Source organism: Intrasporangium chromatireducens Q5-1, from assembly GCF_000576575.1.
Lineage (GTDB): Bacteria > Actinomycetota > Actinomycetes > Actinomycetales > Dermatophilaceae > Intrasporangium_A > Intrasporangium_A chromatireducens.
This window is the reverse complement of sequence record NZ_AWQS01000168.1, coordinates 1-8,581: the sequence shown is the minus strand read 5'-3', so window position 1 is coordinate 8,581 and position 8,581 is coordinate 1. Positions and strand designations below refer to the sequence as shown.

5 protein-coding genes are annotated in these 8,581 nt (G+C 71.0%); 3 read left to right on the top strand and 2 right to left on the bottom strand.

The features are described 5' to 3' along the window. The first annotated feature begins 157 nt into the window (after positions 1–157). Positions 158–4,618 carry an FtsK/SpoIIIE domain-containing protein gene (locus tag N864_RS16115; RefSeq protein ID WP_034719078.1) on the top strand — a complete coding sequence of 1,487 codons (4,461 nt, stop codon included), beginning with the start codon at positions 158–160 and terminating at the stop codon, positions 4,616–4,618. A 292-nt stretch (positions 4,619–4,910) separates the two neighbouring features. Here N864_RS16115 and N864_RS16110 read toward each other — a convergent pair whose 3' ends face one another. Further along, positions 4,911–6,350, bottom strand: a complete 1,440-nt coding sequence (locus N864_RS16110) for an HNH endonuclease signature motif containing protein (RefSeq protein ID WP_051518694.1) — start codon at positions 6,348–6,350, stop codon at positions 4,911–4,913. Between the two features lie 196 nt (positions 6,351–6,546). On the opposite strand from N864_RS16110, the gene N864_RS16105 reads away from it, so the two are divergent. Both N864_RS16105 and N864_RS16100 read left to right on the top strand, forming a co-directional pair. After that, entirely contained in the window at positions 6,547–6,822 is a 276-nt protein-coding gene (locus N864_RS16105; RefSeq protein WP_034719076.1) for a WXG100 family type VII secretion target, read from the top strand. A gap of 61 nt (positions 6,823–6,883) precedes the next feature. After that, positions 6,884–7,168, top strand: a complete 285-nt coding sequence (locus tag N864_RS16100) for a WXG100 family type VII secretion target (protein ID WP_034719074.1) — start codon at positions 6,884–6,886, stop codon at positions 7,166–7,168. A 284-nt stretch (positions 7,169–7,452) separates the two neighbouring features. On the opposite strand, the gene N864_RS16095 is transcribed toward N864_RS16100, so the two are convergent. Then, complete coding sequence (locus N864_RS16095; RefSeq protein WP_034719072.1) at positions 7,453–8,544, bottom strand: inositol-3-phosphate synthase; 1,092 nt, start codon at positions 8,542–8,544, stop codon at positions 7,453–7,455. Between the last annotated feature and the right edge of the window lie 37 nt (positions 8,545–8,581).

Genomic DNA, 8,581 nt, shown 5'->3' with positions numbered 1-8,581 from the left:
ACAAACCGTCGAAGGGCCACAAACCGACGAGTGGCCACAACCCAACGAGTGGCCACAGCCCGTCGAAGGGCCAACTTCCGACGAGCGGCAGCGCGAGCCGGCGCAGCGAGCGGACCCGAGCTGGGCGGCATACGAAGAAATCGAGAAGGGGCGACACGTGAAGCTGAAGTTCGTCCTGCGGACGGGTGACCGGGAGACGGATCTCGTCGCGACGACCGACTCGGCGACGACGGTCGGGGATCTGGCTGGCTACCTTGCCAAGGCGGACCCCCACCGGTCCACCGTCCTCGGCAGCGACCAGGCGATGACCCTCGCCCTCGTCGACCAGGACATGCGCGGCCTCGACCCGCGGGCCACCGTGGCCGAGAGCGGCCTCACGTCGGGCGACCGCGTCACCGTCACCCGCGCGGGGGAGGGCTTCGTCGACCGCGGCCGCCCCGCGGCTGTCGCCAGGATCCGCAGCGGCCCTGATGCCGGACGCGAGTTCCAGCTGGCGCGCGGCACCGCCTATATCGGTCGGGGCCGCGGCTGCGAGATCCACCTCAGCGACGAGTCGGTCTCGCGCCGCCACGCGAAGCTCGTCATCCAGGAGGTCATCGAGGTCGTCGACCTCGGGTCCGCGAACGGCATCACCGCTGGGGGACAACAAGTTTCGCGAACACAGCTGCGGCCCGGTGACGTCATCCAGCTCGGCGACACCGAGCTCGAGGTCTTCCTCCACGGCGCGGACGGGGCGACCCGGCCGGGCAGCGGGGTGCTGTCCGGGGAGAGCGGGACGGTGTCGTTCTCCCGGTCGCCGCGCGTTGCGCCACGCTACGCCGGGGAGGAGTTCCAGGTCCCCGAGCTGCCCGACCGCGGGCGGTCCAACCCGATGCCGATCGTCGCGATGGTCGTGCCGCTCCTCATGGGCGTGGTCATCTTCGCGATGACCCAGAGTCCGTACTCCATCGTCTTCATGCTGATGATGCCGCTGATGATGGCCGGCACCTACTACGAGGCTCGCCGGCAGCAGCGCAAGGACTATGCGGAGGCGATGGCCGATTTCCGCGACGACCTCAGCCTGCTGTCGGACCGGATGCAGTCGCGGCTGCTGCTCGAAGGGGAGACCCGGCGCGCCGAGCACCCGAGCTCGGCCGAGTGCCTCACCGCGATCCGGGACCGGAGTGCGCTCCTGTGGACCCGGCGCCGCGACGCCGACGGCTACGCCGAGCTGCGCCTCGGCACCGGCACCATGCCGTCCCGTTCGACGATCAAGATGCCCTCCGTCGGCCGGTCCAAGGCCGAGGCCTGGCTCGCCGTCTCCGAGGAGCTCGGCGGACTCGAGGTCGTGCCCGATGTCCCCGTCGCCGCTGCGCCGCTGGAGACGGGCGCGATCGGCGTCTGCGGACCCCGGGCCAACGCCCTCGGAGCGGCGCGCTCCCTCGTCATGCAGGCCGTCGCCCTCCACTCGCCGGCGGAGCTCGTCGTGACGGCCTTCGCCTCGGGTGGCACGTCGCGCGAGTGGGACTTCCTCAAGTGGCTGCCCCACACGAGCTCGCCGCACAGCCCCATTGCGGCTGCGCATCTCGCCGCGTCCCAGCCGGGCTGCTCTGCCCTCGCCGACGCCCTCGAGGACCTCATCGGCGCCGGCGGCACCGCTGTCGGCGGGGGTTCGACCGGTTCGACCGGGTCGGCAGGTTCGGCGGGGTCGCCCCGGGGCCCCGGCGCGGGCGGCACGCAGCCCGGGCCGACAGTGCTCGTCCTCGTCGAGAGCGACGCGCCGATCGACCGCAGCCGCCTCGTCTCCATCGCCGAGCGCGGTGCCCGTGCGGGCGTCATCGTGCTGTGGGTGGCCGAGGCGCAGGAGCTGCTCCCGTCCGCCTGCCAGACCTTCCTCGTCGTCGCGAACGACGCCACGTCACACGTGGGCTACGTCCACGAGGGCGAGTCGGTGCAGCCGGTCGCTGTCGACCGGGTCTCCCAGGAGGAGGCCATGGCGGCGGCCCGCCAGCTCGCGCCCGTCGTCGACTCGGGCGTGCCCGTCGACGACTCCAGCGACCTGCCGCGGGCCGTCTCCCTGGTGACGCTGATGGGCACGGAGCTCGCGACCTCGGAGGACGCCGTTCTGGAGCGGTGGACCGAGTCGCGTTCGATCCTCACCGGCCCCCGGGCGCCGGCCGTCCTGCCGCGCAAGGCCGGCAGCCTGCGCGGCGTCATCGGCCAGTCCAGCCAGGGCACCTACTCGGTCGACCTGCGCACCGACGGTCCGCACGCCCTCGTCGGCGGCACGACGGGCGCCGGCAAGTCAGAGCTGCTCCAGGCCTGGATCCTCGGCATGGCCGCGGCCCACTCGCCGCAGCGAGTGACCTTCCTGCTCGTCGACTACAAGGGCGGCTCGGCCTTCCGCGACTGCGTCAAGCTGCCGCATACTGTCGGCCTCGTCACCGACCTGTCGCCGCACCTGGTGCGGCGCGCCCTCGCGTCGCTGTCCGCGGAGCTGCGTTATCGCGAGCACTTGCTGGCCCGGTACAAGGCGAAGGACCTCGTCGAGCTCGAGCGGCGCGGTGAGGTCGAGGCGCCGCCGGCGCTCATCATCGTCGTCGACGAGTTCGCCGCGCTCGTCCAGGAGGTCCCCGAGTTCGTCGACGGCGTCGTCAACGTCGCTCAGCGGGGCCGGTCGCTCGGTCTTCACCTCATCCTGGCCACGCAGCGCCCCGCCGGTGTCATCAAGGACAACCTCCGGGCCAACACCAACCTGCGCCTCGCCCTGCGGATGGCCGACGAGAACGACTCGGAGGACGTGCTCGGTGGCAAGGAGGCGGCCTACTTCGACCCCGCCCTGCCCGGTCGGGCGATGTCCAAGACGGGTCCCGGTCGCCTCGTGCCGTTCCAGACCGGCTACGCCGGTGGCTGGACGTCCGACGTGCCGCCGCCGCCCGACATGAAGGTCGAGACGCTCACCTTCGGCCCCGGGGTCGAGTGGGAGCCACCGCAGGACGAGTCCGCCGAACGGGAGGAGGCCGATCTCGGTCCGACCGACATCCAGCGGCTCGTCACGACCATCGGCCGCGCCTCGCAGGCGGCGCAGCTGCCGAAGCCCCGCAAGCCCTGGCTGCCCGACATGCGGGCGGTCTATGACCTCGCGACCCTGCCGACCGACCGCCGCGACGATCTGCTCGTGTTCGGCGTCGCCGATGACCCGGACAACCAGGCGCAGCCCGAGGTTGCCTTCCGACCGGACAAGGAGGGCAACCTCGCCGTCTACGGCGCCTCCGGCTCCGGCAAGTCGGTGTTCCTGCGCACGATCGCCGTCGCCGCCGGCTACACGGTGCGCGGCGGCCCGTGCCAGGTGTACGGCCTCGACTTCGGCAACCGGGGCCTGGCCATGCTCGAGACCCTGCCGCACGTCGGCTCGATCGTCCCGGGCGGCGATCACGAGCGGGTCACCCGCCTGCTCCGGATGCTGCGCACGACGATCGACGAGCGCGCGGCGCGCTACTCGGCCGTCAGCGCGGGGACGATCACCGACTACCGCCGGCTCGCCGGACGCCCCGACGAGCCGCGCCTGCTCGTACTCATCGACGGGATGACCGCGTTCCGGCAGGCCTACGAGGTCGGCGGCCGCTTCCAGTGGCTCGACATGCTGGCGGGACTCGCCGCCGACGGGCGTCCTGTCGGGGTCCACTTCATCATCGGCTCCGACCAGCGGACCGGCCTGCCGACGAACCTCGCCGCAGCCGTCCAGGGGCGGATCATCCTGCGCATGTCGAGCGTCGACGACTACGGCGTCTTCGGGGTGCCTGCCGACGTGCTGACCATGGGCTCCCCGGCCGGGCGTGGCCTGATGAACGGCTCGGAGGTCCAGGTGGCGGTCCTCGGCGGGTCCTCCGACGTGACGGTCCAGGCGCGCGCCATGCAGGCGTTCGCGGAGGCGACCCGCAAGGCCGGTGTCCCCGCGGCGCCGCCGATCGAGAGCCTCGCCGAGGTGATCCCCGTCGCCGACCTCCCGACCGAGACCGGTGGCCGGCCGGTGCTCGGGCTTGCCTCGTCGACGCTCGAGCCGTACGGCTACGAGCCCAAGGGCACCTTCGTCATCACCGGGCCGTCCGGCAGCGGGCGCACCACCGCGGTCGCGGCCACGGCGGTCGGCCTCTACCGGTTCAGCTCGATGGCGGGCCTTCATCTGATGACCCCGCGCCGCACCTCCGAGCTGCTCGACCTCGGCATTTGGGCCGAGACGGCCGTCGGCGGCGAGGCAACCACGAAGCTCGCGCACCGGCTCGCCGAGGACCTCGATGACGGGCGGGTCGACCGCCCGGTCGCCGTCTTCATCGAGCGCATCGACGACCTCGCCGCCGCCGGCACCGAGACGGCCCTCACGGCGCTGGTCAAGGCCTGCATCGACAACGACCAGCTCGTCGTCGTCGAGGGCGAGGCGCCGTGGTTCTCCTCGAACTTCGGCCTCCAGGCGCTGCTCAAGACGTCTCGGTCCGGTCTCGCCCTGCACCCGGACGGCAACGAGGGACTGTCCGTCTTCAAGACGAACCTGCCCGCCCTCAACCGGGCCGAGCTGCCCGAAGGGCGCGGGTTCGCCGTGGAGAAGGGCCGGTTCGAGCTGATCCAGGTGGCCCTCCCGTGACGGCCCGGTCTGCGAGGGGCCCGGCTACCCGCCATGCCGTATGCCGCTCAGCTCGCTTCCGCTGGCTCGCTGGCTCCGCCCCGAGCCGGTTCTCCTGCTCCTGACGGACTCCCCCGACAAGTTCTGGCCTCTCGACAGGTCTGGCCTCCGGTTGGGGGCCGACCCGACGGGTTCTGGCCCCTCGACGGTTCGTGGCCTCTCGACGGGTCGTGGCCTCTCGCCGGGGGGCTCGGGGAGGGGCAGGGCATGGCCTCGGTCCCCCGCCGGCGCGGCGGGGGACGGGGCCGGGGCGCTATCGGTGCTGGGCGGGCAGGTGCCAGGTGACCCCGAAGCTCGTCACCGTGGCTGTGAGCTCGAGCTGGTGCACGATCGTGTGGTGGCGTCCGCAGAGGAGGGCGCCGTTCGAGGTGTCCGTGGGTCCGCCGTGGCACCAGTGGGTGACATGGTGGGCCTCGCACCACTGTGCGGGAATCGTGCAGCCGGGATAGCTGCACCCCTTGTCACGGATCGTCAGCGCTCGCCGCTGAGCGGGCGTGAAGTAGCGCTCGGTGTAGCCGAGGTCGAGCACCTTCGACGGCCCGCCGAGCACGGCCGGGATGATCGTCGCCTCGCAGGCCAGGCGCCGCACGCTGCCCGCCGACAGCACCTCACCGTTGTCGGCGACGCCCGTGCCGCCGGCGTCACGCAGTGCGGCGAGCAGGGCCTCGAGGCTCATCGTGATGACGAGCTGGGTGCGAGGCGTGCGCGACACCCCCTCGGGAGCCGAGACAGCGCGCCCGATCAACTCGAGCAGCGCATCGGCGCGGCGGGTCGGCGCACGGCGCGGATCGCGCTTGGCCTGAGGGGTGGAGCAGTCGGCGCGGCAGTCACAGCTCGGGTCGCACGTGCACGGACCGGCACAGTCGCGGTCCTCGACGTGCGGACACGGTGTGGTGCGCTCGCTCGGCTGCCGGTAGGAGTCCCAGTCGAGATCGGGTCGCGGCCTCGCGAGCGGGTCGATCGCGGCGTCGACGATGGAGGCGCCCTCCGGGTCGAGGCGCAGACGGTACTCCGTCATCCCCGCGCTGTGACCAACCTTGGTGAAGGCGCGACCCGCCCGCATCCGGGCCGCGTCGTCCTCCGACTGCTGGGGCGGCCGGAGCGCAGCTCGTGCATGAGCGACGAGCTGGCGCAGCTCCTTGACGCTGAAGTCCTCGACGTGATCGACCATCGAGGTGACAACCTCGTGCAGCTGCAGCGGGTCGGCGACCTTGCACACGTCGTTGTGGAACCGGACGATGACGGCAGCCTTGTCCACACTGGCCGATCCGTCGCGGACCTTGTGGGCCAGCGCCCGCCACCGCTCCTCGCCGAGCGCCGCCCCGACCGCGGTGACGGCAGCGGACTGGCCGCCCTCGAGGTTGGGCGAATGCGCGGTGACCCAGTCGTTGCGGGACAGACCGTGGTCCTCGGCAATGCCGCGTCGGTCCACCTCCCCGGCCAGCACCGCCGTCAACGAGTGGGCCATCTCGCGAAGCACCTGCGCCTGCTCGATCGCGTCGCCGAGGCCGGCCGAGCCCATGCCACTCAGTGGGTAGTTGCGGGCGATCAAGCGCAGCTCGGCCGCCATCGACGCGAGCCGTGCCGGCAGCCCGGGGAGGTCCACCCGGGCCTCGTCCGACACCTCAGCCACCGCGAGAGCAGCCAGGCCGACTGCGCGGCGCGTGCTCCCGATCGTGGCTGCTGTGCTCATGAGTTGAACCTACAAGCGACCACCGACAGTGCCTCCAGACACTGAGAGCGGTGGGGAGTCCTCCCCATCGACACCCCCGTCCGCCTCTCCTAGATTCATCCATGTCGCCGCAAGGCACTCAGGGGACAGGCCTTCACGAGGTTGGTCCGGAACACGTCCCGATCCAGTCGGGGGAGAACTAGGCAAGGAGAAGGTCATGGCTTGGCTCGGCATGAACGACGACGAGGTCCACGCGCAGGGCAACGTCCTGCACCAGCAGGCAGAAGCGATCCAACAGCTGATCGGCAAGGTCGACCAGGAGGTCGAGTCCCTCAAGGCCAACTGGCAGGGTGAGGACTCGCGGCAGTTCGAGCAGGAGTGGACCGGCACGCACCGCCCCGAGCTGCAGAAGGCGAAGAAGCTGCTCGAGGACATGAAGCTGACGATCGACCGCGAGGTCCAGCAGCAGCGCAGCACGTCGTCGCAGTACTGATCGCGACGCGTCCCAGCAACCAGCAGCTTTCCGGCAGCACGCTTTTCGAAGGGGTTACATCATGGCGGTTTACAAGAAGGGCATGAACGCCGAGGCGGTCTCGGCCTCCGGTGACAAGCTCGTCGCCTACAAGGGCGAGATCGACGGCATCGTCGAGGCGGTCACGAGCGCGGTCAACACGATCAAGAGCAACTGGGGCGGCCACGACGCCGACCGGTTCCACTCCGACTGGAGCTCGCAGCGCCAGGTCGTCTCCCATGCGGGCGACAAGCTCGACGCGATGGGCAAGAAGTGCAAGACCAACGCCGAGGCCCAGCGCCAGGCCTCGGCGGGCGCCAGCGCCTGACCGGCCGCACGACCAGAGGCCAGTCCTCGAGTCCGCACCCTCCCAGCGGACCGAGCGACTGGCCTCTCGTCGTTGCTACGCATTTCCCCGTATGCCGCTCACCGTGCTCCCGCCGGCCGGCACGGTCCCGCTCGGCTCGGCTCGCCCCTGCCGCCGGCTCGCCCCTGTCGCCGGCTCGCCCCAGCCCCCGGGCTCGCCACGCCACGCCAGCAACGCGAAGGGCCCGCCTCCCAAGGGAAGCGGGCCCAGCGGCATACGAACGCCGGAGCGTGAGCGCCTGAGCGTCAGCGGGACTCCTCGCCCCGGATGAACGCCTCGAGGCGGGCGCGCCCCTCGGTGTCCTCGCGCTGCTCGGGCGGGGACTTCATCAGGTAGGACGAGGCGGACAGCAGGGCGCCGCCGATGCCGCGGTCCTTGGCGATCTTCGCGGCGCGGATGGCGTCGATGATGATGCCGGCGGAGTTAGGCGAGTCCCACACCTCGAGCTTGTACTCGAGGTTCAGCGGCACGTCACCGAAGGCGCGGCCCTCGAGCCGCACGTAGGCCCACTTGCGGTCGTCGAGCCACGCGACGTAGTCCGACGGGCCGATGTGGACGTTGCGGTCGTCCTTCTTGCCGGCGAGCGAGCCGTGCAGGTTGGACGTGACGGCCTGGGTCTTGGAGACCTTCTTGGACTCGAGACGCTCGCGCTCGAGCATGTTCTTGAAGTCCATGTTGCCGCCGACGTTGAGCTGGAACGTCCGGTCGAGGGCGACGCCGCGGTCCTCGAAGAGCTTGGCCATGACGCGGTGGGTGATCGTCGCGCCGACCTGGCTCTTGATGTCGTCGCCGATGATCGGCACGCCGGCCGCCTCGAACTTCGCGGCCCACTCCGGGTCGCTGGCGATGAAGACGGGCAGCGCGTTGACGAAGGCGACGCCCGCGTCGATGGCGCACTGCGCGTAGAACTTGTCCGCCTCCTCGGAGCCCACCGGCAGGTAGGAGACGAGCACGTCCGCCTGGGCGTCCTTGAGCGCCTGGACGACGTCGACCGGCTCGGCGGCCGACTCGTCGATCGTCTGGAGGTAGTACTTGCCGAGCCCGTCGAGGGTGTGGCCGCGCTGGACGGTGACCCCGGTCGTCGGGACGTCGCAGATCTTGATCGTGTTGTTCTCGCTGGCGTTGATCGCCTCGGCGAGGTCCTTGCCGACCTTCTTGTCGTCGACGTCGAACGCGGCGACGAACTCGACGTCACCGACGTGGTACTCGCCGAACTTGACGTGCATCAGGCCGGGGACGGTGGTGGTGGCGTCGGCTTCCTTGTAGTACTCGACGCCCTGCACGAGCGAGCTCGCGCAGTTACCGACGCCGACGATGGCGACGCGTACGGATCCCATGGATCACTCCTTGATCTTCTTGTGTGTGGTCTTCGGG

Excerpts from the sequence above, each read along its gene's own strand:
- N864_RS16105 (WP_034719076.1), top strand. The coding sequence starts at position 6,547 with ATGGCTTGGCTCGGCATGAACGACGACGAGGTCCACGCGCAGGGCAAC.
- N864_RS16100 (WP_034719074.1), top strand. The coding sequence starts at position 6,884 with ATGGCGGTTTACAAGAAGGGCATGAACGCCGAGGCGGTCTCGGCCTCC.
- N864_RS16110 (WP_051518694.1), bottom strand. The coding sequence starts at position 6,350 with ATGAGCACAGCAGCCACGATCGGGAGCACGCGCCGCGCAGTCGGCCTG.
- N864_RS16095 (WP_034719072.1), bottom strand. The coding sequence starts at position 8,544 with ATGGGATCCGTACGCGTCGCCATCGTCGGCGTCGGTAACTGCGCGAGC.